24 protein-coding genes and 1 tRNA gene are annotated in these 24,533 nt (G+C 41.3%); 8 read left to right on the plus strand and 17 right to left on the minus strand.

All coding sequences use genetic code 11. From position 1 onward, the window contains the following. The first annotated feature begins 47 nt into the window (after window positions 1-47). From Q0064_RS09720 to Q0064_RS09745, 6 genes are all read left to right on the plus strand, one after another. Window positions 48-1,190, plus strand: coding sequence for an ABC transporter substrate-binding protein (locus tag Q0064_RS09720; RefSeq protein WP_298147801.1), 1,143 nt, complete (start codon window positions 48-50; stop codon window positions 1,188-1,190). Between the two features lie 20 nt (window positions 1,191-1,210). Next, window positions 1,211-2,206: an iron ABC transporter permease gene (locus Q0064_RS09725; protein WP_298147804.1), complete on the plus strand. Its 996-nt coding sequence runs from the start codon at window positions 1,211-1,213 to the stop codon at window positions 2,204-2,206. Between the two features lie 10 nt (window positions 2,207-2,216). Further along, complete coding sequence (locus Q0064_RS09730; protein ID WP_298147807.1) at window positions 2,217-2,975, plus strand: ABC transporter ATP-binding protein; 759 nt, start codon at window positions 2,217-2,219, stop codon at window positions 2,973-2,975. Between the two features lie 5 nt (window positions 2,976-2,980). After that, on the plus strand, window positions 2,981-3,466 hold the full coding sequence (locus tag Q0064_RS09735) for a hypothetical protein (RefSeq protein WP_298147810.1): 486 nt from the start codon (window positions 2,981-2,983) through the stop codon (window positions 3,464-3,466). Between the two features lie 269 nt (window positions 3,467-3,735). Continuing rightward, entirely contained in the window at window positions 3,736-4,824 is a 1,089-nt protein-coding gene (locus Q0064_RS09740; RefSeq protein ID WP_298147813.1) for a hypothetical protein, read from the plus strand. A 5-nt stretch (window positions 4,825-4,829) separates the two neighbouring features. Next, a complete protein-coding gene (locus Q0064_RS09745; protein ID WP_298147815.1) occupies window positions 4,830-6,845 on the plus strand; it encodes an FG-GAP-like repeat-containing protein in 2,016 nt (671 codons plus the stop codon). A gap of 69 nt (window positions 6,846-6,914) precedes the next feature. On the opposite strand, the gene Q0064_RS09750 is transcribed toward Q0064_RS09745, so the two are convergent. Then, window positions 6,915-7,757, minus strand: a complete 843-nt coding sequence (locus tag Q0064_RS09750; protein ID WP_298147818.1) for a DUF5777 family beta-barrel protein — start codon at window positions 7,755-7,757, stop codon at window positions 6,915-6,917. A 1-nt stretch (window position 7,758) separates the two neighbouring features. Further along, window positions 7,759-8,151 carry a hypothetical protein gene (locus Q0064_RS09755; RefSeq protein WP_298147821.1) on the minus strand — a complete coding sequence of 131 codons (393 nt, stop codon included), beginning with the start codon at window positions 8,149-8,151 and terminating at the stop codon, window positions 7,759-7,761. Window positions 8,152-8,196: 45 nt separating this feature from the next. Here Q0064_RS09755 and Q0064_RS09760 point away from each other — a divergent pair, with 45 nt between their 5' ends. Both Q0064_RS09760 and Q0064_RS09765 read left to right on the plus strand, forming a co-directional pair. After that, window positions 8,197-8,562: a hypothetical protein gene (locus Q0064_RS09760; RefSeq protein ID WP_298147824.1), complete on the plus strand. Its 366-nt coding sequence runs from the start codon at window positions 8,197-8,199 to the stop codon at window positions 8,560-8,562. A 12-nt stretch (window positions 8,563-8,574) separates the two neighbouring features. Next, window positions 8,575-9,111 (plus strand): YceI family protein, encoded by a 537-nt coding sequence (locus Q0064_RS09765; RefSeq protein WP_298147827.1) that lies wholly within the window; start codon window positions 8,575-8,577, stop codon window positions 9,109-9,111. A gap of 185 nt (window positions 9,112-9,296) precedes the next feature. Here Q0064_RS09765 and Q0064_RS09770 read toward each other — a convergent pair whose 3' ends face one another. The 15 genes from Q0064_RS09770 to scpA all read right to left on the minus strand — a co-directional run bounded on the left by Q0064_RS09770 (window position 9,297) and on the right by scpA (window position 24,519). Next, window positions 9,297-10,259 carry an ion channel gene (locus Q0064_RS09770; protein ID WP_298147829.1) on the minus strand — a complete coding sequence of 321 codons (963 nt, stop codon included), beginning with the start codon at window positions 10,257-10,259 and terminating at the stop codon, window positions 9,297-9,299. Then, on the minus strand, window positions 10,259-10,873 hold the full coding sequence (locus Q0064_RS09775; protein WP_298147832.1) for a DEAD/DEAH box helicase: 615 nt from the start codon (window positions 10,871-10,873) through the stop codon (window positions 10,259-10,261). The genes Q0064_RS09770 and Q0064_RS09775 overlap by 1 nt, the downstream gene beginning before the upstream one ends. Further along, entirely contained in the window at window positions 10,870-12,033 is a 1,164-nt protein-coding gene (locus tag Q0064_RS09780; RefSeq protein WP_298147835.1) for a sigma-54 dependent transcriptional regulator, read from the minus strand. Before Q0064_RS09780 ends, Q0064_RS09775 begins: the two co-directional genes overlap by 4 nt. A gap of 3 nt (window positions 12,034-12,036) precedes the next feature. Then, window positions 12,037-13,338, minus strand: coding sequence for an ABC transporter permease (locus tag Q0064_RS09785; RefSeq protein WP_298147839.1), 1,302 nt, complete (start codon window positions 13,336-13,338; stop codon window positions 12,037-12,039). A 1-nt stretch (window position 13,339) separates the two neighbouring features. Then, a complete protein-coding gene (locus Q0064_RS09790) occupies window positions 13,340-14,263 on the minus strand; it encodes an ABC transporter ATP-binding protein (protein ID WP_094485496.1) in 924 nt (307 codons plus the stop codon). A gap of 278 nt (window positions 14,264-14,541) precedes the next feature. Next, window positions 14,542-14,838, minus strand: a complete 297-nt coding sequence (locus Q0064_RS09795) for a hypothetical protein (RefSeq protein WP_298147841.1) — start codon at window positions 14,836-14,838, stop codon at window positions 14,542-14,544. Then, window positions 14,835-15,833: a hypothetical protein gene (locus Q0064_RS09800; RefSeq protein WP_298147844.1), complete on the minus strand. Its 999-nt coding sequence runs from the start codon at window positions 15,831-15,833 to the stop codon at window positions 14,835-14,837. The genes Q0064_RS09795 and Q0064_RS09800 overlap by 4 nt, the downstream gene beginning before the upstream one ends. Next, entirely contained in the window at window positions 15,811-17,415 is a 1,605-nt protein-coding gene (locus Q0064_RS09805; protein WP_298147847.1) for an NAD(P)-binding protein, read from the minus strand. The genes Q0064_RS09800 and Q0064_RS09805 overlap by 23 nt, the downstream gene beginning before the upstream one ends. Further along, on the minus strand, window positions 17,405-18,919 hold the full coding sequence (locus Q0064_RS09810) for a polyamine aminopropyltransferase (RefSeq protein WP_298147850.1): 1,515 nt from the start codon (window positions 18,917-18,919) through the stop codon (window positions 17,405-17,407). The genes Q0064_RS09805 and Q0064_RS09810 overlap by 11 nt, the downstream gene beginning before the upstream one ends. After that, window positions 18,912-19,127: a DUF350 domain-containing protein gene (locus tag Q0064_RS09815; RefSeq protein ID WP_298147853.1), complete on the minus strand. Its 216-nt coding sequence runs from the start codon at window positions 19,125-19,127 to the stop codon at window positions 18,912-18,914. The genes Q0064_RS09810 and Q0064_RS09815 overlap by 8 nt, the downstream gene beginning before the upstream one ends. Before the next feature lie 8 nt (window positions 19,128-19,135). Then, window positions 19,136-19,321, minus strand: a complete 186-nt coding sequence (locus Q0064_RS09820) for a hypothetical protein (RefSeq protein ID WP_298147856.1) — start codon at window positions 19,319-19,321, stop codon at window positions 19,136-19,138. Between the two features lie 5 nt (window positions 19,322-19,326). After that, on the minus strand, window positions 19,327-20,529 hold the full coding sequence (locus Q0064_RS09825; protein WP_298147859.1) for a hypothetical protein: 1,203 nt from the start codon (window positions 20,527-20,529) through the stop codon (window positions 19,327-19,329). Next, a complete protein-coding gene (locus Q0064_RS09830) occupies window positions 20,526-20,891 on the minus strand; it encodes an S-adenosylmethionine decarboxylase (RefSeq protein WP_298147863.1) in 366 nt (121 codons plus the stop codon). Before Q0064_RS09830 ends, Q0064_RS09825 begins: the two co-directional genes overlap by 4 nt. A 1,421-nt stretch (window positions 20,892-22,312) precedes the next feature. Continuing rightward, window positions 22,313-22,386: transfer RNA gene (locus Q0064_RS09835), tRNA-Pro, on the minus strand. A gap of 39 nt (window positions 22,387-22,425) precedes the next feature. Continuing rightward, window positions 22,426-24,519 (minus strand): methylmalonyl-CoA mutase, encoded by a 2,094-nt coding sequence (scpA, locus tag Q0064_RS09840; RefSeq protein WP_298148045.1) that lies wholly within the window; start codon window positions 24,517-24,519, stop codon window positions 22,426-22,428. Window positions 24,520-24,533: the final 14 nt, after the last annotated feature.

Below are 24,533 nucleotides of genomic sequence, written 5' to 3' on the forward strand. Positions count from 1 at the left end.
TTTAAAACCCTTTCGAAAAATATTTTGGTTATGCTACCTTTGGCGCCATGAATGCACGAATGCTCCGCTTGAAAATCATCGTAATCTACCTATTTCTTGCCATTGCTTTTCAATGTAAAGAAGCTCCAAAAAGCAAAACAGAAAGTGGAATAAATAAAATTACCGAAGCGAAAGGTTTCTCGTTATACCATTACAGCAATTTTAAAATTCTAAGTGTACAGGATTACTTCCCCGGAGCCACACAGCAATTTAAATATGTATTGGCTAAAGATCGTGCTCAAGTTCCGGATTCATTAAGAAATTTACAGTTCATTCAAATTCCCGTTACTAAAATTGCTTTAAGTTCGACTACGCACATTCCCTCATTAGTACTTTTGGGAGTAGAATCTCGTTTAGTAGCTTTTCCAAATACGAGTTATATTTCTTCGCCAAACATTCGAAAAAGAATAGACGATGGAGCGGTTATCGACTTAGGTTCGAACCAAGAAATAGATTTAGAAAAGTTAGCCGTTTCGAAAGCAGAGTTGTACGTTGGATATCAAATTGATCAGAGTCGGAATTTAAACGAAACGCTAAAAAGCATTAATATCCCGATTTTACTTAACGCCGATTGGAATGAACAAACCGCTCTGGGAAAAGCTGAATACATTAAATTTTTCGGGGCACTTTACGGCAAAGACGCCGAGGCAGATAAAATTTACAACCAAATCAAATCCAAATATTTACAACTGAAAGAAAAGGTAGCTTTAGAAAAAAATAAACCAACTGTAATGGCAGGGGCACTTTTAGAAGATAGTTGGTATGCGCCGCAAGGAAATAGCTGGGGTGCACAATTTATTAAAGATGCAGGCGCTTCATATATTTACGCAAACACTACTGGAACCGGAAGTTTAAAATACGATTTGGAAAAAGTATATCGCGATTGCAAAGCAGCTGATTATTGGATTGGTCCGGCTCAGTTCGAAATGCGGCAGCAATTATTAGAAGCCGATTCGCGTTACGGAAAGTTCGCTGCATTTCAGAACAAAAAAATATACAGTTACAGTTCTAAAAAAGGTGCAACAGGCGGTGTTTTGTTTTATGAACTTGCATCGAACCGTCCTGATTTAGTTTTAGAAGATTTAGTGAGTATCTTTCACCCACACCTACTTCCCAACCACAAACCTTACTTTTTCACGGCAGTTTTATGAAATTCTTCCAAACACAGTCTTTGAAAATTACAGTCGCTTTTGCGCTGCTAGCACTGTGTTTTGTAGCTAACATTTGTACGGGAAGTACCGGAATTTCTTTTCGGGCAGTTGTTGATTACGTTTTTGGCAATACCGATGAAGAACTGAGCTTTATCATCGGAAGTATTCGCATTCCGAAAGCGCTGACAGCACTTTTTGTAGGCATGTCGCTTTCCGCAGCTGGATTGGTCATGCAAACATTATTCCGGAACCGCTTGGCAGGCCCATACGTACTCGGCTTAAGTTCCGGCTCGTCGTTGGCAGTAGCTTTCCTTTTGATGGGTAACTCTATTTTACAAGGAAGTTTGTCAAATTTCCTGAATCAACCTTATTCGATCGCCCTTGCGTCATTCGCGGGTAGTTTGGCAGTACTTTTTTTAGTTTTAGGAATTGCAAAACGGGTTGCAGACAGCTCGACCGTTCTCGTCGCCGGAATTATGATTAGCAGTTTTGCCGGAGCAATTACGGGCGTTTTGAGCTATTTTACTACAGCCGAAAATTTGCAACGATACACCTTTTGGAGTATGGGCAGCCTCGCTAATTTAACGGGAATAGAATTGTATATTTTAGTTGTAGTTAGCATTTTAGGAATACTATTGTTTTTACCCAAATTAGGCGCTTTAGACAGTTTAATTTTAGGAGATCAATACGCACAAAGTATGGGAGTAGCCTTGCAACGAGCGCGTTTCTATTTAATACTGGTTACTGCATTATTGGTGGGCGTTAGTACTGCATTTTGCGGACCAATTGCTTTTGTTGGTTTAGCCGTCCCGCATTTAAGCAGACAATTATATGGTTTAAACACACACCAAAAGTTATTTCCATTAACTGTTGCCACTGGTGGTACCATTATGCTTTTAGCTGACCTATTATGTAAACTTCCGATTGAAGGATGGAATTTGCCAATCAATGCGGTAACTTCACTTATTGGTGCGCCAGTTGTTATGTACCTAATCTTAAAGAATCGCAACGTTTAAAATGCAGACTATGAAATTAGGTTTGGAAAATTTGGTGGTCGGATTCGAAAAAAAGCAATTAAACGAACCATTCTCTGCAAATTTTAAAGCAGGGACTGTTTATGCAATTTTAGGACAAAACGGAATTGGAAAATCGACTTTATTGAAAACTATTGCAGGAATCCTATACCCCATCGGCGGAAGCTGTCTTTGGGACGGTACAAATCTGCAACAATTAACAACTGAACAGCGCGCAAAAAAGGTTGCTATTGTTTTGACGGGCCGACCTTTTGTAGCCGACTTGACTGTCGAGGAATTGATTGGCTTGGGAAGAAATCCGCATAAAAGTTGGTTTTACAAAGAAAGTGAAACGGATCGGGCGCTCTGCCATGAAGCGGCAACTATATGCAACTGCCTTTCTTTTCTGAACAAAAAAGCGGTTGAATTAAGCGATGGACAATTTCAGCTTGTTATGCTCGCACGCGCAGTGGCACAGGATACGCCGATACTCCTTTTAGATGAACCTACAACGCATTTAGATCCGGCAAAAAAGTCGGAACTGCTTTATATCATTCATAAACTTGCAAATGAAAAAGGTAAACTAATACTGTTTTCTACACACGACGTCGAATTCATGTTTGAGGCGGTTAACGAAGCGCTGGTATGTACTTCCGACGGTTTTCAGCTGGAACCCGTTGTCGATATAAAAAATACTGCTGCTTTAAATCGGATATTTCCTTCACAGTTCTTAACTTACAGCGAGAAACTTCAACAATTGAAATACCGTTAAAACCCATGCACGTAAAATTTATCGTCGGATTGTTGGTGCTGTTTACAAATGCGGCCTTTGGGCAAAAGATAACTCTCAACAAAGATGGAATAAAAGCTGTACCCATCAGCGATACTCGATTTCTACCCGATCTAAATGACGACATTACAAAGTGGGCAGAACGTAACTTTCGAAACGGATTCGATTTTCAAGATCGTGGGGAAGTTATTCGAATAGAAACGCTACGCCGAAATGCTTTCACCTACTCAAATCTCGGCGAAACTTACTCGTATCATGTGAAAGTTCGCTTTACTTTTTACTTAACGGAAGGAAAACGTCAGCTACTAATAGAAATCCTGAATTTTATGGACGGTCAAGAACCAAGTTCATTAAAGGTAGAATCTTTGTTTACTTCTAAAGGTACAGTTAAAGATGAAATGTTTGAAGCGGTAAAAGGTCTGGAAGAGAATCTGCAACGAGCTGTTTCGCGTTTAAACCTTCAATGGAAATAAAATAAGCGTAAGAAAGCACATTAGTATCTAAAAAAATGATTGCAACTAAGCAACTTTTCTAAAAAATTTACATCCTCGAATCGGCAGATTTAACAAAAAAATGTCGCAATTACGAGTTTACATATTCAGAATTAGTTGAGTTTTGAATCCTTGAAAGCTTGTATTTACAGCAAGAAATAAGTTGCAACTGCCAATTTAACATTTGAATTAATAAAAAATTCAAAAAAAACATATCAAATTCTTACTTTTGAAATCATTTTGCCAAACATATGAGAAAGTACTACGCCTGGTTTATTGTTTGTATCCTTGGAACAGCAGCTTTAATTGCATCATGCTCCGGAGATAACGACGATGATGAATACACGCCTGTAAGTCCTGTTAATGTGGATCTGTCGACCGTTCCATACGCTAAATTATCCGATTACAAGTTTTTTGAAGGGGATATGAAACTTCAGAATCCTTCGCTCGGAGTTTTACCCTACGAGCCGATCAGCCAGCTATTTACAGATTACGCTCACAAAAAACGATTTGTGTGGATGCCTAAAGGCGTAAAAGCTACATACAATGGTGATGGAAAAATATTAGAATTTCCGACCGGTTCCGTAATCATAAAAACGTTTTATTACGATAATGTGCAGCCTAGTAATACAACTCGGATTATGGAAACCCGCTTATTAATTAAGAAAGCGGACGGATGGATTTTCGCAGAATATATCTGGAATGACGAACAAACGGAAGCGAATTTAGTTACAGAAGGTGGATATCGAGAAATCAGTTTCATAAACGAATATGGAAACCTTAAATCGGTTAATTACAGATTCCCGAGTAACGGCGAGTGTTTAACTTGTCATAAAATGACGGATAAAGCAATTCCTATCGGACCAAAACCGCAAAACCTAAACAACAATTACACTTTTGCAGATGGCTCCAAAAATCAACTGGCAAAATGGGTTGAAATGGGCTATTTGGATAGTAATTATCCTGCACAAATAAACACCGTAGTTGATTGGAAAGACACTTCAAAACCATTGGAAACACGTGTTCGCTCGTACATAGACATCAATTGTGCTCATTGCCATCAGGAAGGAAGTCACTGCAGTTACCGCCCAATGCGATTTGCTTTCAGCGAATCAACTACAAATACGAATCTCGGAGTTTGCATGACGCCACAAGATCCGCTCAACGATGGAACCAGTGCTATTGTTTCTCCTGGTCGGATTGCACGTTCTGCCCTCAACTCACGATTGAATACCTCTGATGAAAGTATTCGAATGCCATTACTTGGACGCTCACTAGTTCACGAAGAAGCTGTGACCATGATTCAAGAATGGATTAACTCATTACCTAACTGTAACTAATTACCATGAAAAACAAACTACTTTTAACACTCTCCGTCCTGTCTTTGCAGGCAGCAGTAGCGCAATCAAATTGCGAGAATGCCGTTCCCGTTACAGCCGGATTAACAGTTGTTCCGACGATTACTGGAACACCTCACACAACTTTCTGTAATACTGGAGATCCAGCTACGGCAGCAAACTGGTACGTGTACACTCCTACCCAAGACTATTCGGTAACGATAACGACCGACTTGCAGGTAAACCTTAACGGGGACACTCGCTTTTCTGTGTATTCTGGAAGCTGTGGATCGCTTACTTGTGTTACTGGCGATGACGACAGCGGAGTATTAGGAAACCCAAGTTATCTTTCTGTAGCAGAATTCGTAGCTACCGCAGGAACAACATATTACATTGCTTTTGATAACAACTGGAGTGCCAACGGTTTTACTTTTTCTCTGATAGAAAACGAATTCGTCCCACCACCACCACCGTTTATGACCTTTACCCAACAGTCGATTTCAATAAGCGGAGGATATCAGAATTGCATAGTTGATATGAATGGTGATTATTTAGACGACATTGTTTCTATTGCTCCAAATCAAGTCACTGTTTTGCGTCAAATTCCAAACGGAGGTGGATTTACCACAATTCAAATGTCTGCACCTTCAACAAACTACATGCCTACATGGAGTGTTGCTGCTGGAGATATCGACAAAGATGGTAAGAACGACTTACTGTATGGAAATGGCTCTGGTGTTGCTTTTATGAAACAAAATGCCGCTGGAACAGGATTTACCTTAATGCAAGGAACTGAATATGTTTTTTCACAAAGAAGTAATTTCATAGACTTAAACAATGATGGTAATCTAGATGCCTTTGTTTGTCACGATGTGCAACCAAATGTTCGCTACCTAAACGACGGAAACGGAAACTACACATTTAGTCAGGGGGGGCTTGGTGATTTTCCTTCCGGAGGAAACTACGGCTCCATCTTTGTGGATTACGATAATGACGGCGACCAAGATTTATTCATAGCAAAATGTCGTGGTGGCGCTTCTAATGCGAAAGTTGACGAATTACACCGAAACGACGGAAATAACACGTGGACAGATGTAAGTGTTGCCGCTGGAATGAATGAACCATCGCAATCTTGGTCGGCTGCGTGGGCTGATTATGATAATGATGGGGATATGGACGCCATGATTGGTGCTAGTTCATTTGCAGATGGCGGACACAAACTAAGAAAAAACAATGGAGACGGTACATTTACCGACATTACTGTAGGATCTGGGCTTGATACCTTTGCAGCAACTAACATCGAGAATAACGCTCACGATTATGATAATGATGGATGGGTTGATATCTTCATGGGTAATAATACTATCATGAAAAATAATGGTGACTGGACTTTTACACCAAAAACTATAGTGCCAACTAATGGACCTGTAGGTGACCTGAACAACGATGGTTTCTTAGATATTCAGAACAACAATCAAATTTACTTATCTAACGGTAACGGTAATAATTGGACTAAGATTTGTTTAAATGGCGTTCAAAGCAATAAAAACGGTATCGGCGCACGTATAGAAATGTATACTGCGTCTGGTATGCAGATTCGCGATGTAAGAAGTGGTGATGGTTTTCGTCATATGAGTTCACTTAATACTCATTTCGGACTCGGATCTAACGAATCGATAATTAAAGTAGTAGTAAAGTGGCCTTCTGGAATAATCGACGAATTTTGGAATCCGGAAATCAACAAAGCAATAATCCTCACAGAAGGGCAAACGCTTTCTACTGACGGAGCTTCACAAGATATTGTAAGTGTGTATCCAAACCCGGTTCGCGAATCGCTAAACATCAAAGCAGATGGTTTTGAACTCGACTCTTACGAAATCTTCGACCTTACCGGAAAGAAAATACAGAAAGGATTGGTAAAAAACAACAACGTGAATGTTTCTAACCTTACTACTGGGACATATGTTGCCGTTATCAAAACGACTGACGGTAAGAGCAAAACAGCTAAGTTCATTAAGAAATAAGCTGCACGTTAAAGCAATAAAAAAAGGCGTCGCATTTTTTTGCGACGCCTTTTTTATGAAGTATTTTTTTTAAAAAACACGAACTAAGTTAAATCCAAAGAAGATGTTAGCGGTACTCCAATCACCGGTAGTTCTGCCTAAGAAACCTGCTTCGTGAATACCTTGACTGTTCGAGAAATGCATCTGAAATACGTGACCTCCTGTTTCTACATCAACTCCCACAGAAAGCGGATTGCGATACGGAGAATCTGCTGAGCGATTTAAATGGGCCGCATAATCAACATTGATGGAAACACGGTTACTTATCTTATATCTCCCACCCATTCCAATAGCAAACTGGCTATTGTCTTGCGAATCAATATCTACAAAATTCTCATGAAAGAAAGTTGGTGCCAATTCGAGCGATAGGCGCTTTGAAAACTTCCGCGAAACCAACAATTGCGAAACATAAATCAGACGATTATTAAACTCTAATCTCGGATAGATCGCTTTATCCAATTCATTGTTTATTCCCAAACTGTTAAATCCAACTATGGCTACCGGGAAACCGCCAACTTTCTGACGTACCAAACTGTACTTCGCCGAAAAGTCGTAAGCCTGTTCGCTTCGCCCAGCTGCAATAGTAAGCCAATCGGTTGCGCCGTATAAAAATTTAAGCTGAGTAACGGCATTATCAAGTCCAAAAAAATCTTCGAAACCTGTTTCAATAGAAGCAAATCGGTGCGCTACAATGAAATAGAAATCGCCTTTCGCTGCTAATTTCGTTGATTCAAGATTTACAATTTTCAGGGCTTTAAAAGCCGATTCTACCACAGGCTCGGCTTTCGCTGTGTCGATTTCATTCAGCAAATCATCTTGCGCTTGTCCTCCAAAAAACGCCAATAAACAAACTAGTAAAATATTCTTTTTCATCTTATTCTGTAATTAATGTTGCATCTACAATTTTATGTTGCTCGAGCAAATCGTCGAAACCAACATAGCGTCCTTTCACACGAACTTCAGCTCCTGCTGCAGGTACGGTTTCAGCCATTGTCAAGGTAACATCTACTCCATTGTCTATCAATAAGTTCTTCGATTTTAAATCTGAAGACGTTACTTTCCCGTATATAACAATAGTTTGATCCAAGAATTTTTGAGTTGTTTTCTCGGCAGATTGAGTATATTGCTCGTTGAGTTGCGCAACCGAAAGCGTTGCTACAGCATCCTCAGAAGAAATATCCCGATGCCCTTTGTAAACGTACTGATAGCCCAAAAAGCAGAGCAGCACAAGAGCGGAACAGATGATGATAATTTTTTTGCGATTCATAGAAATTGTTTTGTAGATTTAAAAATAGATAAAAAGTTGAGTAATATGATGTATTTACGATATCTAATTGTAATAAGTTTTGCCGCGGCACTAACTTCTTGTACAAACGATAGTACAAACGACTTAATAGCGGAAGTTCCCGCAGATGAAGCGGTACTTTATTCGCGCGATATTGCACCCATTGTTTCTAACAGCTGTACAAATTGCCACGGCGCCGTTCCTACTTTAGGTGCTCCGATGCCTTTAGTAACCGCTGATCAAGTACGAAATGCCATTTTAAACCAAGATTTACTCGGACGTATTGCACTTCCTAACGGCAACGATTTACTTATGCCGCAAGGTGGCCCGCGTTTTCCCGATGCAACAATAGAACTATTTGTGCGTTGGCAGCAAGACGGCTTTCAAAATTAAAATCCAAAAACCATGAGAAAAATACTCTTTTTATTCGCTATCCTCAGTACAAGCCTGTCGCTTGCTCAAAAATTAACAACAAAAACGGGCAAGCTTGCCTTTGAAGCCAGCGTTCCGGGTTTTGAAGAAGTTAAAGCTAAAAACGAGAATGTTACCTGTGTTTTAAACAAGGAAAATGGGGAAATTGCAACATTGGCGCTCATGAAAGCATTCCGTTTTAAAATTGCATTGATGGAAGAGCATTTTAATGAAAATTATGTGGAAAGCGATACCTATCCAAAAGCTACTTTTAAAGGAAAAATCACGGGATTTAATGCCGAAAAACTCACTACTTCGTGGACGGAATATCAAATCAAAGGCAAACTTGAAATGCACGGAAAAACCAACGACGTTACCGCAGCAGCTAAAATTAGAAAGAACGACGGTGGCATCGAAATTCAAACCTCATTCAACGTAAATGCCAGCGATTATGCGATTAAAATTCCGAGTGTCGTAAAATCGAAAGTGAGCAATAAAATAGACGTAACAGGAACGTTTTTACTGAAGTAGTAAAATACAAGCTTGATTTTTCTGAAATTACTCTAGAGCTAAAATATCAATCCGATTACTGATTATAATCTAGCGCAATAACTGTGTTCTTTAATAAGATATCATCTTTTAAACCAGTAAGTAAACGACTATGATACGCATTCTAAAACTTGCGAAGCTCGTTCTTTGTAGAATTTTCAGTGATTTTAATTTGGCAACTCTACTGCGGTTACGTCGTTTAGTTTGTCAAGTTCCAGTATAGTTATCGTATCATCCGGCGCATCGAAATACATCATGTTAAACTTCGCACCGTACTTAATTTCTGTAAACAGATAGCTGGAATTTGCTGCCACAGTAGTACAAAACATTTCGTCGAAAGCTTTGATAAATACTAAAATTTCTCCTTCAATTTTAGCGAAATCTGCTGCTGTGAATTGATAGAGCGGACTTTCCTCCGTAATCGGATGAACCACTGTCCACGATAAGGTTAGCAAATTTACGTGCTGCATCTCAAGCGGTAGCTGATAGAATTTATTGACCTTTTTTCCGTCTTCTTCAACGACCATTCCTAAGGTAATTTTGACATACGCATCGGTTAAATTGGTGTTTTTAAAAGGAACCAAACGCAACATCAGTGCGGTACCACCGCGATATGGAGCAATTACCGCACAATCGGAAAATTTAATATACGCACGCGGTCTGCTAAAACGTCCGAAAAACAATCCTGTTGCAATGGAAAAACTCAGCAAACCAACTAAGGCTTCAGCAGCGGCTAAAGTACTCGTCGCAAATCCGTTTGGTGAAATATGACCGTAACCCACAGTGGTAAAGGTTTGAGCCGAGAAAAAGTAAGCTTTTCCAAATTTTAGCCACTCAGAACCATTGTTGTCTATGCCGTTTAAATACTCAATCCCAATAAGATAGTACAAGCTGGCAAAAACTAGATTGATTGCGAAATAGAATCCAAATAAAATCGACAAGAATTTCCACGTAGGCATGTCGAGCATGGTGTGATACCAACTGATCCGATCAAAAAAAGAAAGTCCGCGTTTACGAATATTCGCGGAGCCGTCTTTATTCACAAATCTGCCGCCGTAACTGGTAGCGCTGGTGCCAAATCCGGAGTTTAGCTCGGCTTTTGCTTTCTTATTTTGTTTGAAAAATTCCATTAATCTAAGTAATCAAAAATTTCGCCTTCTTCGCAAACACGATCAATAACCATTTCAATTTTCTCGTTGTACTTTTCAGCGAAAATTAATCGTTGTCCGACGAAAATACTGTCTAAAATTCGCAGCAATTTGGTTTCGTTTCTAGTGGCAACCATATCTTCCAGCTGATCGACTGCAATTATTTTCAAACGATTGGCGTTAAAACCCGCTCCCGCAAAAATTAATGCCGCTTTACTTATTGGCGCTACCAATATGTCGATTCCTTCACTGATTTCATTTTTCTCGACATCGATATCTCGTTTGTCGTAAACGGGATACAGCTTTAAGTCGAGCGAACTAAACAAAGAAGTTGTGTTGAGTACAAAAGCATCCACCGCCGGATTATCAGGTAACAAAACTAATGCTCGAGGCGATTGTTCGTGGGCGCCATCGAGTTTTTGAGCCACATGCATAGCTAAGGCCGTAGTTTTTCCCGAACCTTTTGGAGCGAGAACGGCAGTAGTAACGCCCGATTTAATCAGCGACCATGTTTCTTCCTGCAATTCGGTCGCTGTTGTGGCGCCCAAATCGTTTAGCCACTGTGCTACTTCGGGCTTAATTTTCTTTAAATTCATTTACTGGCAAATAATTTTACATCGTTTTCCGAGATTTCTTGTCCGCTCAAAATAATCAAGCGTTCAACCACATTGCGTAGTTCTCGGATGTTTCCTGTCCAATCGTACTCTTGCAATAAGGTAATTGCCGATTCCGAGAATTTCTTAACAGCAGTTCCTTGTTCTTCGGCAATTTTGGCAGCGAAATGATTAATCAGCAACGGAATGTCACTTCTTCGTTCGTTTAGCGAAGGAACTTTTATCAAAATCACCGCCAATCTATGGTATAAATCTTCGCGAAAACGTCCTTCGGCAATTTCTGTTTTTAAATCTTTGTTTGTAGCCGCAATTACGCGAACGTTTACTTTAATGTCTTTATCGGCACCTACACGTGTCACCACATTTTCTTGAAGTGCGCGTAGTACTTTCGCTTGCGCGGAAAGACTCATATCGCCAATTTCGTCTAAGAAAATCGTACCACCGTCGGCAGCTTCAAATTTCCCCGCACGATCTTTAACGGCCGAGGTAAAAGCGCCTTTAACGTGTCCGAACAATTCGCTTTCAATAAGTTCCGAAGGTATGGCAGCGCAATTTACTTCGATCATTGGAGCAGCTGCCCGATCGCTTTGTTCGTGTAATTGATGGGCTACTAATTCTTTTCCAGTACCGTTTGGTCCGGTTATCAAAACACGTGCTTCTGTTTTCGCTACCTTCTCAATCATGAGTTTAATGTGATTGATGGGCTCGCTTTCGCCGATCATTTCGTAGCTTTTGCTAACTTTCTTTTTAAGAATCTTATTTTCAACTACGAGCTGTTTTTTGTCGAGCGCATTACGTACGGTGTTGAGCAAACGGTTTAAATCGGGTGGTTTTGAGATGTAATCGAAGGCGCCGAGTTTCATCGTTTGGATGGCCGTATCCATGTCGCCATGACCAGAAATCATCACCATAGGAATTTCCGGCTTTATTTTTTTTACAGCTTCTAGCAGTTCGACACCATCCATTTTCGGCATTTTGATGTCGCATAGAACTAAATCGTAATCCGAATTTTTGATCTTCTCGAGTCCGCTAACGCCGTCTTCAGCTTCTTCGACAGCGTAACTTTCACTTTCTTCTGAAAGAATTTTTATCAATACACGGCGAATAGCCGCTTCATCTTCAATAATTAAAATTTTACTCACGTATTAGTCGTATTTCGTCCATTTAATAATTTCTTTCCAAGTTGGTTTCTTGCCGTACATTAAAATTCCGACGCGATAAATTTTTGCTGCAAACCAAACTACCAGCACAAAAGTGGCAAAAAGCAGAACAATACTTAAAATCACTTGCCAAATGGGCACACCAAACGGAATGCGCATAAGCATTACAATTGGCGAAGTTAGGGGCACAATACTAAATACTGTGGCAACAGTTCCGTGCGGGTCGTTGATTACGGTAAAAAAGCCAATATACACACCCAGCACCAGTGGCATAATGATAGGAAGTAAGAATTGTTGCGAATCGGTTTCGTTGTCGACGGCTGCGCCAATGGCTGCATAAAACGAACTGTAAAGGAAGTAACCGCCGATAAAATACAGCACAAACGAAATTAATATAGTTGCAATGGGCAGATCCCAGACAGCTGCAAGTAGTTGTTGAATTTTGGATGGATCGACTTGTTCGGCTGCGGCATTGGCAGCGATACCCGCCGTTCCGCCCGTTTCGATTCCGAATACTGCCGATGCTATGGTAAGCAAAGTGATTCCGAGCACAATCCAAATTCCGAATTGCAGCAAGCCGGCGAGCGAAGTTCCTATTATTTTTCCCAACATAAGTTGAAATGGCTTTACTGAGGAAATGATAATCTCGATAATTCGGTTTGTTTTTTCTTCGATAACGCTGCGCATCACTAAATTTCCGTAGATGATGATAAACATCATGATGAGATAACCAAAGCCACCACCGATAATGATTCGGATTAAGGAAGCGCCTTTGATGGTGTCTTCACCCGAAGATTTCTTTAACTGAATGGAAACGTCGGCTTGTGCTTTATTGATGGCTAACGTATCGATTCCGGCGGCCTGATAATTTTGTGCGGTTAGTTTCTCGCTCAGTTGGTCTTCCAAGTCGAGTATTAACTCGAGTGGTGCACTTTCGTTCGAATAGTACTGCGTTTTTTGTGCAATTTCATTGGTTTTGGTCGTTGCGGGAACAACTAAAAGGCCGTCGAATTTTTCGGCTTTAACGCTGTCGCGGAGGACGGCTACCGCTAAGCCCGAGGTGTTTACGTAGCGGTATTCTTCAGTGTTTTTTAGTGTATTGAAAATGACGTTTGCCGGATCGTGAACGGCAATTCGGCGTAAATCGGCTTTCATGCTTGCCAAATAGCCAACTACTGCCGCGATTACGACAAAAATCAGCGGACTCAAAAATGTCATTACGATAAACGACTTATTTCGCACTTTCGCGATAAACTCGCGCTTGATGATCAGCTTTAAAAGGCTCATATTAGTTTTGAGTTACGGTTTGAATGAATATGTCGTTAACGGAAGGGATTTTCTCTTCGAAATGCGTTACCATACCGTTGTTGAGCAGTAATGACAGTAGGTTGTTAGGCGTATCGTTGCCAATGGCCACCTCTAATTGCAGCTCTTGATTAAGCGATTTGAAATGCGTTTGCGCCACCGTATATTTTTGGGTTAATTGATACAACAGTTGTTCGGTATTTTGCGTGAGTACGCCGATACGGTACGTTGCGGTTCGGTACTGGCGCTTTACGTCGTCGAGTTTGCCTTCAATTAGTTTGTTTGACTTGTGAATTAGCGCAATGTAGTCGCACAATTCTTCGACGCTTTCCATGCGGTGTGTCGAGAAGATAATGGTGGAACCTTGCCGTTTTAGTTCGAGAATTTCGTCTTTGATCAAGTTGGCGTTTACCGGATCGAAACCAGAAAACGGTTCGTCGAAAATGAGTAATTTAGGTTTGTGGAGTACGCAAACAACAAACTGAATTTTCTGCGCCATTCCTTTGCTTAACTCCTGAATTTTCTTGTTCCACCAAGAGGTAATTTCGAGTTTTTCGAACCAGAAGTCGAGTTGCGCTTTAGCGTCTTTTTTAGACATCCCTTTAAGCTGCGCTAGGTACAAACATTGTTCGCCTACTTTCATGGTTTTATACAAACCGCGTTCTTCCGGCAAGTACCCAATACTCTGAATGTGTTTGGGTTGAAGCGGTTCACCGTCGAGAATTACGCGGCCGCTATCGGGCATTGTTATTTGGTTGATGATTCGGATTAAGGAAGTTTTTCCGGCGCCGTTGGGCCCTAATAATCCGTAAATGGAACCTTTAGGAACCGAAAGCGATACGTGGTTTAAGGCCGTGTAATCGCCGTATTTTTTTACAACATCTGAAACTTCTAGAATGTGCTCCATGCTTGGCTGATATTTGTGTAAAGTTAAGAAAAGCATTACAACAGTGGGTCGCATTTTTCGAATTTGAACGTGGGAAAAAAGACGAAAAGTTGCGAACTCAAATACGCTAATAAACCAGTTCTGATTGCGTAGAACAGACTTTATTGTTGATAAATGAGCCTTTAACGTGGGAAGTCCTGAAAGCTAATCGATTAGACTGTTGTTGAACTCGATTTATGTTCTTGCGAAACGCCGGTATTCCCAGAATAGCGCGCCTTATTTTCGACTAATTGGATGATTTACGCCTTTTGTTTTTGAATTGATTTGCGGAAATATTCGTGTAAAACGATTTTGAAGCAGCGCAATTTTTTTGCGAACGTATTGTGGCGCACGTTTTTGCAGTAGGGGTTGCAGCGGAAAGCTTTTTGGCTGCTTGGCTTGGCTGCGTTGGAGCGAAACGGCGACTGAAAGAAGCCCTTGCAGCCCGTACGCAGACAGCCGAGCGGCGAAAAACTTGCAGCGAAAAACCCGACGGCGGCTGGTAGGGATTTCCAGTGAACGTCCGCCGGACTGCCCAAAGACAAAAACAAAATCATTTGGGTGCTGATTTCCAGATAAAACCGTCGAGCAAATAATGGGTAAATTGAGGTACACTAAGCAGCGGAACCCAGAGAAACTGCCAGGAATTGTGGATTTGAATTGGAAATGTGAGGTGTTCTTGCCAGACTAAACCTTCCCAGAGTAGTTCTTCGGCGAGACCTAAACACAATAAAACAGCTATAAAGATGGCAACATATTTAGTGTATCGCGTTTGCCGTGCTTGGGTGCTGCTTTGCGTGCGCACATACACCAGCGCCATGTAAGGAATGCCGTGTGAAACGACATTTAATAGGGTGAATATTAAGTCGTTATTGAAGTGCACTATACCGAAATACCAAGACAAAGCAGTGCTCCACAGCAGTAAATTTTTGGGCCAGTTAAACGATTTGGTTTGAATAAAATTGCGAACCACTTTTGTGTGGTAGAGCAGCAAAATTGCTAAATATGCGTAGCCTAAAATACTTCGTAACAGCGGCTGGTTTGACGTAAAAAACTCGTCTTCGAGAAACCAATTGAAGTTTCGTGCCGGACTCAAAAACCAATACAACATTGGGTAAATTGTTGCTGCATATATGGTTAGGGTATCGATAATCGGCATGGGTTTCGATTCGAAGCGGGCGTAAATTTTAAAAAAACCGTACTGCTGGCGCACAAAATGAAAAACGGCGACGTACGCTAAAAACGACCAAAAAACGAGTTGCCCGAATGCCATTAGCGTGAGTCCGAGTACAAAACAAAACAGGGGAAGGCCGAGTAATAGCTTGCGATTTTCTCGACGATACGCGCGATTGAAGTAGGTTTTAAACAAGGTTGCATACACGTGAGCGACATCGATAAACACAATTAACACGAGCCAAAACAGGGTATTATATTGTTCTTGGAGCTCGGTAAACTGCCGGTGAAACAAGAGTACCAGCAGCAAGGAGAGCCAAGTTGGACCGATGATGAAGAGTAAATCGGTTTTCGGTTTATGAATCCACGCTTGTGCCATAGATGTTTTCGACTACATGAATACCTTGATGAAATGCTTCTTCGAAGATCGAAATTCCGGACAAATCGGTGTGTGCGAAGAAAATTTTATTGTCGATTGGTTTTGCAGCTTCGCGCAGTGCATTGCCAGACAAGAAACCGGGCGTTGGACTAATCATGCCGTGCCCCCAGCGATAGATTTCGATTTCTTCGATAAATGATTCGATATTCGGATGTGCAATTTTTAAATCGTTTATGATTTCGGACTTCCAGAAATCGGCTGATTTTTGATAGAGTGATTTTCGCGCTTTTGCAAGATCGGCTTTCGAGAATGCGCGGTAGTATGAAATTACATCTTTACCTGTTTGTTGTTGCAATTCTTGATGGCGGTTGTTGATGTATCCCAGCCCTACTCCACCGTGAATCACGTTATCCCAAGACAGCGCATTTTCGAAGTTATCGCTAAAATCGCGCAGTGTGATTGCCGCAACCAACCAAGGTGCGTAGTTAAAATGTGTGCTCAGCTGTCGTTGTTTCTCAAACAAATACTTGTTGACGTATTGCGGTGTGCAAACCAGCACTTTTTGGGCTAAGATACGTTTACTTTGGTTGGCTTTTTCGTCGAAAACCAAGGCTTCAACTCCTATTTCGGTAGTTTTAATGTCGTACACCAGTTGCGAAGTCAGTGTTTTATTCGCAGCGTATTTCAGTAAGTGATTTTTAAGGCGTGCGTTTCCCTCGGGCCAAGTTAATACAGTATCGGCCTGTTCATTTCCTTGATCGAACTTACGTGCTGCGAAGTAATGAATTCCGGCGTAAGCCGAGACAAAATCGATTCCCAAACCAAAATCGTCTCGACAGCAATAATCAATATATTCAAGTAAAGGATCTGAAGTAAATTCATTGGCAAGGCACCATTGTTTCATGGTTTGCTGGTCGATGGCACGCAGTTCGGGCGTCCATTTTACTTTAGTGATAGGAATGGCAAAGCTATATGTATCGTCGTTTTTCTGCCGTCGAAACGACTCCATTTCTTGTAAAAATCGGTCGATTTGCCGCTGATCGTCGGGTGAGATTCCGTATTTGGGAATAATACCGTCTTGCCAATTATTTTTGATGAAGAGGCGTTCTTCGGGATCGAACACTAGTTGCGTTTCGTCGAAGATGAGTGTTCCGTCGGCTTGAATGTCGCGAACAATGCCTGCTTCTTGCAAAAAGGCAATTAGTGGCTTATCGTCCTTGTTGGGAAGCGGTAAGTAATGAGCGCCTAAAGGGAACTTACTGTGTTTGTTTTCGCCGTTACGTGAGTTTCCGCCGACTTGATTTTCCAGTTCGCAAAGGAGAAAATCGGTTTTTCCAATTTTAGTTAAGGCACGAGCGGCAGTCAGACCGGTGATTCCGCCGCCTACAATAAGTATTTCTGTTTTAAGATCTTGGGAAGGTTTAGGAAAATTCTTTGCCCATAAACGGTGTCCGAGCACATGTTTGGCACCAGACAGTTGCAAAATAAGTTGTTTTGCTTTGCTGGAACATGCGCCTGCAAGTGCCGAAAAAGCAAGAGCTGCTGCACTGAGCTTTAGAAACTGACGACGGCTATTGAACATTTCCCCATTCTTCATCGAAATAGCGCACTAGAATTTGGTTATTCAATTTGTTTACTTCGACCTCGGGAGCCAACATATCGCGTGAAAACGATGTTAGATCGGTAAATTTATAGTTGTAGAAACGGAGTTTTTCCACCTTACGCCGCACCGCAAAATTTTGAAACGGCTGTGGCGATGCTAAGGTAAATCCCCAGGCTCCAAACGATGGCACATAGGTTTGATAGGCTTGTGCGTGTGGTAGAATTGCTTTTATTGTTTGATGAATGCACCAAAACGACTTCGGTGCAAAGTAAGGCGAAGTCGATTGAACCGCTACCAATGCATTGGGAAGCAAGCGTTTTTGAAGTTCGTCGTAAAAATTAAGCGCATAGAGTTTTCCGATGCTGTAATTGGATGGATCGGGGAAATCGATAATTACAACACCGTATTTTTTCGTGTTGGTTTTAATCCACTGATAAGCATCGGCGTTGAAAACGCGAACTTTTGGATGATTTAGCGAATTATGATTTAGCTTTTTAAGCACATCGTTTTGCTGAAAAGCGTTCGTTAACTGTTGGTCGAGATCGATTAACGTGATGCTTTTAACTTGCGGATATTTAAGAATTTCGCGCACGGCCATACCGTCGCCGCCGCCTAAAATAAGCACATCGGATACGTCTTTAGCCAGTGATAATGCAGGGTGAACTAAGGATTCGTGATACCGATACTCGTCGGCCGAACTAAATTGTAGGTTGTTATTTAGATACAAACGGTAATCGTCGTTTTTGTGCGTCAGTACCATGCGTTGGTAGCGTGTATTTTTACTGATGATTATATTTTCGCCGTAGAGTTTATTTTCGGTAAATGCTTGAATATAATCGGTAAAAATGAAGCAAGTAAGTAAGATTAAAAACGAGGCTATGGCTTTTCCTTCCAGCCAATACCGTTTGGGTAATTCGTGACGTAGTAATCGGCATAACAACCAAGCAATAGAGATGTTTATCAGTCCGAAAAACAACGATGTTCCCATGATTCCGAGTTTGGGAACCAAAAAAAGTGGGAAAAGAATGGAAGCCAATAGCGCACCGATGTAATCGAAGGTAAAAACGTTTGAAACCAAGTCTTTGAAAGCCACTCGATCTTTCAAGATGTTCATTAACAGCGGAATCTCCAAACCAACTAAACAACCGGTTACGAACACGAAAAGGTAGAGAACAAACTGAAAGAAATCGACTTGCTCAAACAACAGAAATAAAACAACCGAGCTTAAACCGCCCACCAATCCGATTAAGATTTCGATATCGATAAAAATGCGCAGCAAATTACCGGTTAGAAATTTAGCCAGATAGGAACCAATTCCCATGGCAAACAAATACACGCCAATGATGAACGAGAATTGCTTCACGGAATCGCCGAGCAGGTAACTCGCTAAGGCGCCAGCTACTAGTTCGTAGATGAGTCCGCAGGTAGCTATCGTAAATACGGCACCGAGCAATAGTAGCTCGAATCGCTTGCGTTTATCCATGAATAGCGGCGCTAACAATCATAGCAATAGCAATGATGAAGGCTCCTAACACGATCGCTACGGCGATATTTTTCTCGTGTACGATCTGTTTCCAAGTATTTTCAGGTGTAATTTTTTCAATTAAAAAGTAGCCTAAAATCATGATTACGATTCCAATAATCGAAAAAACGATAGAATTGATAATCAAATTGATGTTTAATTCGCTCATAATGCTGGTTATTTGTGGTAAATTCTTGATGAGTTATAAATATTTCCTGTGCTTTGCGGACGGTATGTTTCTGTTTTCACACAGTCGCAAAATTCGTTTCCTTGAAATTCAGAGTAGGCATAAACCCCAAAAATGAGGCCTGCAATAGCGATAATAAGCGCGTTTTCCCTAAAAAATGTTTTCACTTCTTCCATACTACTTAATAGCGATTTTCTTCAAATTTGTCTTTGGCAATATAGGCAGCAATAATCAGCACCACGCAAACTACAAGTACAATCCACATATTGTGGTAGACGGGCATACCCGATTCAGCTCGAATATGAACGCCTGTAGTAGTGGTATCGATCTCGGACTTTGAAACGTTGATGATAAAATGGTATTTTCCTGCCGGTACGCCACAAAAATTAAACTCGTCGGATTTTGAACCTTCTGTCCAATGCTCGCCCGCTTCATAACCTTGATAGAATTCCAAATCGCGTGTCGCATAAATTTCTTCGTTGGTTTCTTCATTCACCAAACCAATGGTTGTCGACGCCCACGAATTATCAACCTCCGACGCTAAATGAACAGTAAGTGGCGCGCGACTTCCCGTTACTTCGAATGAATTGGATACAAGGTCACTTGCCGAAGCACCGTTCAATGGAACAAAAGCATCGTAAACTATTGTGGCTTCGCGATTATAGTTGCGCAACATCGTAATTCCGATTACCAGCAAACACATGGCTAACAGAATTTGCGCTACTCGAAAAGGTTCAAAATAAAAAGGTTGTACCAAACCAGTTCCGTAACGACCTGCAAGTTTTGAAAGTCGGAATGCCTTCTTCACGGTAGGTCTCGGCAAATGCGCTCCTTTATACCAAATGGTGTGCGTTTCGTCGTATACTTCGCGACTAATAATCAGCGGCGGTGCAATAAATTCGGTTACTTTCGAGGGTTGAAGCACATCTTCTTCAAAATAACCAACTGCCAAACGCACTCGTGGTGTAGCAACCGCCAAACGCGTGTACGTAATTTCTTCGAAATTCTGATTTTTCTCAAAAGACGTCATATCAACAGTCGCATCCAATGCCTCCATTTTTATGAAGTGCCCTTGCGATTCGCTGATGTACAGTGGCTTACCGCTCTGTGTTTGCAACAGGTATTCGCACCACGACTCAAGACTTTGTAAGCTTTTTATCACTAAACCTGTTACGGTGTACGCCTCGTTATCGAAGGTTCCTGAAGCACCAACACTTAACGATCGTTCAAAATAAAACGGCTTAAAAGTTTCTTTCACCACCGCTTTTGCAGCTGTATTATCGAAATAGCGCAAACACGATACACAGCCAAAAAAGTTGACTTTAAAAGTAACATCGATCGTTTGCTCGTGATTACAGCTTGGACAAGTAATGGTAGTTTTCATCGGTATACTTCAGAAATTGAAACTTCATTAGCGGCGAAAAAAGTTCGGTACTTTTCAACGACAGTGCGTACTTTTTCACTGTTGTCTTGCAGGAAGTTACATAAATAAACATCAAGTGTAAGTAACTGAAATTCAGGCCAAGTATGAATACAAATATGTGATTCTTTCAAACAATACGAGGCAGTATAACTCTGATTTTCAAACACAAACGAACTCGCACCTACTATTTCCAAGCCTAAATCCGCGCATAAATCTTGAGTAAACCCGTGAAATGCATCAAGTTGAGTTAGTTTTTCTGCGGCAATTTGCTCAAAGCGGCATAAGGCGTGTAATCCGGGCGAATAGGTCGAAAAATCGGTCATGAAAGCATAGGTCGTTAACGGTTATAAAAGTAGTAAAATTTAGATTAAAATCAATGATTATTTGGGCGTTCCCGCCGCGCACAACTATTTTTTTAACGTGAGTTCGATATAAAAATCAAAGTTAGAAATCATTTAAATAGTTGATTACGAGGCGTATTTTCTTTGGGATACCGAGGTATCTCTAAAAAATACAACGACGTAAGCGACTGTTTAAATGATTAGCTGTAAAAAATAGTATAGAATATATTAGTAGCTAATCTAAAGCTTTCATTTCAAGCGATCTAACAAAGGTTTTTATGTCGAACTCACGTTTTTTTAGGTGCGGCGGGCGGTGTTTCCGCTACAAGTACGCCGTTGCAGCACGGGCAAAAAAAGCAAAATCCACGGCTTCTGAAACGGAGTTCAATTAAAAATCGAAGTCAGAAATCATTTAAACTGTTGATTACAAGGCGTATTTTCTTTGGGATATTGAAATATCGCAAAAAAATACAACGAAGCAAGCGACTGTTTAAATGATTAGATGTCCGTCCGACCGACTTTTAATTGCGCTCTGTCAAACATTAGTTGACCTACAAACAGCTTTTGTCGAACTCTCACTATTTAAAGTCTACAGCGATATGACAATGATTTTTATCGAACTCCGTTTCTTAGGTCGCCGCGGCTGTTGCATTTTGCCACGAACTTCAACGTTGCGCGCTTTTCGCTGCACCACCTAACGCAGAGAAAATCGTTGCCAAAAAAAACTGTGCTGTAAAAAGATCAGTGCACTGTAAGACATTGAGATATCTTTTTAAAAAATCGACTAGATATCGACAATATGTAACGTTATTGAAATTTAAAATTATTTATACGTAATATTGCAATAATTACAAAATCAAAATATTGATTTTCAGAAATTTAATGCCAAAATTAATTTTGCATTTCAGCCAAAAAAAACGCTTCAAAATTCGTCTAACTTCGCAAAAAAACACATATTGATTTTTAAGCTAGAAACGAGCCAAAAAAAAAACGCCTTTTTTGAATGGAATTAATGACAAGATTAGCTTTCCTGATCTTTAAGAGGGAAACGAGCCCAAAAAAAAACGCCTTTTTTGAATGGAATTAATGACAAGATTAGCTGCGCTGATCTTTAAGGGGGAAACGAGCCCAAAAATAAACCGCTTTTTTGATTGAAGTTTACGACAAGATTAGCTGCGCTGATCTTTAAGGGGGAAACGAGCCCAAAAAAAACCGCCTTTTTGCAAAAGGCACGGTTTTTTTTGTCGGGATGACAAGATTAGCGCCGCTGATCTTTAAAGAGGAGACGAGTCCAAAAAAGACCGCCTTTTTTGCAAAAGGCACGGTTTTTTTGCTCAAGCGTCTTACGCTCCTTCGGGCTTAGACGCTTTAACAAAAAAACCGGCTCTCGCCGGTCTTTTTTGTCGGGATGACAAGATTCGAACTTGCGACCCCTAGCACCCCATGCTAGTACGCTACCAGGCTGCGCCACATCCCGAATTTGGGCTGCAAATATATTCAAATTGCCAGCAGTTTTCTACTCGTCAATTAAAATTTCTAGCATTTTTATAGCTGCTAAACTGATGCGAGTTCCAGGTCCAAAAACAGCAACGGCACCCGACTCAAATAAAAACGGATAATCCTTTTTCGGAATCACACCGCCAACGATAACCATAATGTCGGGGCGACCCAACTTCTCCAGCTCAGCAATCACTTGCGGAACCAAGGTTTTGTGTCCGGCTGCTAACGACGAAACACCTAAAATATGGACATCGTTTTCAACCGCTTGCCGTGCAGCCTCCGCTGGTGTTTGAAAAAGCGGACCAATATCCACGTCAAAACCTACATCGGCATAACCCGTTGCTACTACTTTGGCACCGCGATCGTGTCCGTCTTGACCCATCTTTGCAATCATAATACGCGGACGTCGGCCTTCTTTCGCTGCAAAACGATCAGCTAATTCACGGGCCTTTAAAAATTCTGGATCTTGCGCTATTTCTTTACTATACACGCCACTAAATGTTTTTATATCGGCTTTATATCTTCCAAAAGCTGCTTCTAAAGCCGAACTAATTTCGCCCAAAGTTGCACGAACTCGAGCGGCTTCAATCGCTAAATCCAATAAATTATCGTTGGTTTGTGTTGCCGCGCTCAGTTTTGCTAACGCAGCATCGACCAATGCTTGATCTCGTGTCGATTTTATCCGAACCAATTTCTCAATCTGTTCTGCACGCACTTTCTGATTGTCTACATCTAAAATCGACAATTCGTCTTCTTTCGGCAAACGATATTTGTTAACGCCCACGATGATATCCTTCCCAGAATCTATGCGCGCTTGCTTTCGTGCTGCCGCTTCTTCAATCCGCATTTTTGGAATCCCGGCTTCTATAGCCTTCGTCATTCCGCCAAGCGATTCAACTTCTTCAATCAAGGCCGTAGCTTTTTCCACCAACTCAGCAGTCAGTTGCTCGACATAATAGCTTCCACCCCACGGATCAACGGTTTGCGTGATGTTGGTTTCTTCTTGTAGGAACAACTGCGTGTTTCGCGCAATACGTGCCGAAAAATCGGTGGGTAACGCGATGGCTTCATCCAAAGCATTGGTATGTAGCGATTGTGTTCCGCCAAAAGCAGCAGCTGCCGCTTCAACAGTAGTTCGTGCCACATTATTAAACGGATCTTGCTCTGTTAAGCTCCAGCCCGAGGTTTGACAATGTGTACGTAAAGCCAAGGATTTTTCGTCTTTTGGTTCAAAAGGTTTTAGCAAATTCGCCCACAGCAATCGCGCGGCACGCATTTTAGCTATTTCCATAAAATGGTTCATGCCAATGGCCCAGAAAAACGAAAGTCGCGGTGCAAAATCATCAATCGCTAAGCCCGCTGCCAATCCGGTTCGGATGTATTCTAAACCATCGGCTAAAGTATAAGCCAATTCTATTTCGGCTGTAGCGCCGGCTTCGTGCATGTGATAGCCCGAAATGGAAATAGAATTAAACTTGGGCATGTTTTTACTCGTATATCTAAAGATATCGGCAATAATTCGCATGGAAGGTGCTGGCGGATAGATGTACGTATTTCGTACCATAAACTCCTTCAAGATATCGTTTTGAATCGTTCCCGCTAATTTCTCCGGACTCACACCTTGCTCCGCTGCTGCGACGATATAAAACGCCATAATCGGCAAAACCGCGCCGTTCATAGTCATCGAAACCGACATCTCATCAAGTGGAATACCATCGAACAGCAATTTCATGTCTTCCACACTGTCAATGGCAACGCCTGCTTTTCCAACATCGCCAACCACGCGCTCGTGATCCGAATCGTAGCCGCGATGCGTCGGCAAATCAAATGCAATGGATAAGCCTTTTTGACCGGCAGCTAAATTTCGTTTGTAAAAAGCGTTACTTTCTGCAGCGGTCGAAAAACCCGCATACTGTCGAATTGTCCACGGCCTGCGAACGTACATGGTAGCATAGGGTCCGCGTAAAAACGGTGGAAATCCAGCGCCAAAATCCAAATGCGACACCGATTCTAGATCGGTTGCACTATAAAAATCCTTAATCGGAATTTTCTCTGCCGTTTCATAGGTCGCTTTTCCATCCGGAATTGCAAAAAATGCATCTTCGGGCAGAGCGAGGTCACTTA

The organism is Flavobacterium sp. (genome assembly GCF_027490375.1).
Taxonomy (GTDB): domain Bacteria; phylum Bacteroidota; class Bacteroidia; order Flavobacteriales; family Flavobacteriaceae; genus Flavobacterium.

Coding starts and splice junctions, on each gene's coding strand:
- Q0064_RS09720 (WP_298147801.1), top strand. CDS start 48: ATGAATGCACGAATGCTCCGCTTGAAAATCATCGTAATCTACCTATTT.
- Q0064_RS09730 (WP_298147807.1), top strand. CDS start 2,217: ATGAAATTAGGTTTGGAAAATTTGGTGGTCGGATTCGAAAAAAAGCAA.
- Q0064_RS09735 (WP_298147810.1), top strand. CDS start 2,981: ATGCACGTAAAATTTATCGTCGGATTGTTGGTGCTGTTTACAAATGCG.
- Q0064_RS09740 (WP_298147813.1), top strand. CDS start 3,736: ATGAGAAAGTACTACGCCTGGTTTATTGTTTGTATCCTTGGAACAGCA.
- Q0064_RS09745 (WP_298147815.1), top strand. CDS start 4,830: ATGAAAAACAAACTACTTTTAACACTCTCCGTCCTGTCTTTGCAGGCA.
- Q0064_RS09750 (WP_298147818.1), bottom strand. CDS start 7,757: ATGAAAAAGAATATTTTACTAGTTTGTTTATTGGCGTTTTTTGGAGGA.
- Q0064_RS09755 (WP_298147821.1), bottom strand. CDS start 8,151: ATGAATCGCAAAAAAATTATCATCATCTGTTCCGCTCTTGTGCTGCTC.
- Q0064_RS09760 (WP_298147824.1), top strand. CDS start 8,197: ATGATGTATTTACGATATCTAATTGTAATAAGTTTTGCCGCGGCACTA.
- Q0064_RS09765 (WP_298147827.1), top strand. CDS start 8,575: ATGAGAAAAATACTCTTTTTATTCGCTATCCTCAGTACAAGCCTGTCG.
- Q0064_RS09770 (WP_298147829.1), bottom strand. CDS start 10,259: ATGGAATTTTTCAAACAAAATAAGAAAGCAAAAGCCGAGCTAAACTCC.
- Q0064_RS09775 (WP_298147832.1), bottom strand. CDS start 10,873: ATGAATTTAAAGAAAATTAAGCCCGAAGTAGCACAGTGGCTAAACGAT.
- Q0064_RS09785 (WP_298147839.1), bottom strand. CDS start 13,338: ATGAGCCTTTTAAAGCTGATCATCAAGCGCGAGTTTATCGCGAAAGTG.
- Q0064_RS09790 (WP_094485496.1), bottom strand. CDS start 14,263: ATGGAGCACATTCTAGAAGTTTCAGATGTTGTAAAAAAATACGGCGAT.
- Q0064_RS09795 (WP_298147841.1), bottom strand. CDS start 14,838: ATGATTTTGTTTTTGTCTTTGGGCAGTCCGGCGGACGTTCACTGGAAA.
- Q0064_RS09800 (WP_298147844.1), bottom strand. CDS start 15,833: ATGGCACAAGCGTGGATTCATAAACCGAAAACCGATTTACTCTTCATC.
- Q0064_RS09805 (WP_298147847.1), bottom strand. CDS start 17,415: ATGTTCAATAGCCGTCGTCAGTTTCTAAAGCTCAGTGCAGCAGCTCTT.
- Q0064_RS09810 (WP_298147850.1), bottom strand. CDS start 18,919: ATGGATAAACGCAAGCGATTCGAGCTACTATTGCTCGGTGCCGTATTT.
- Q0064_RS09815 (WP_298147853.1), bottom strand. CDS start 19,127: ATGAGCGAATTAAACATCAATTTGATTATCAATTCTATCGTTTTTTCG.
- Q0064_RS09820 (WP_298147856.1), bottom strand. CDS start 19,321: ATGGAAGAAGTGAAAACATTTTTTAGGGAAAACGCGCTTATTATCGCT.
- Q0064_RS09825 (WP_298147859.1), bottom strand. CDS start 20,529: ATGAAAACTACCATTACTTGTCCAAGCTGTAATCACGAGCAAACGATC.
- Q0064_RS09830 (WP_298147863.1), bottom strand. CDS start 20,891: ATGACCGATTTTTCGACCTATTCGCCCGGATTACACGCCTTATGCCGC.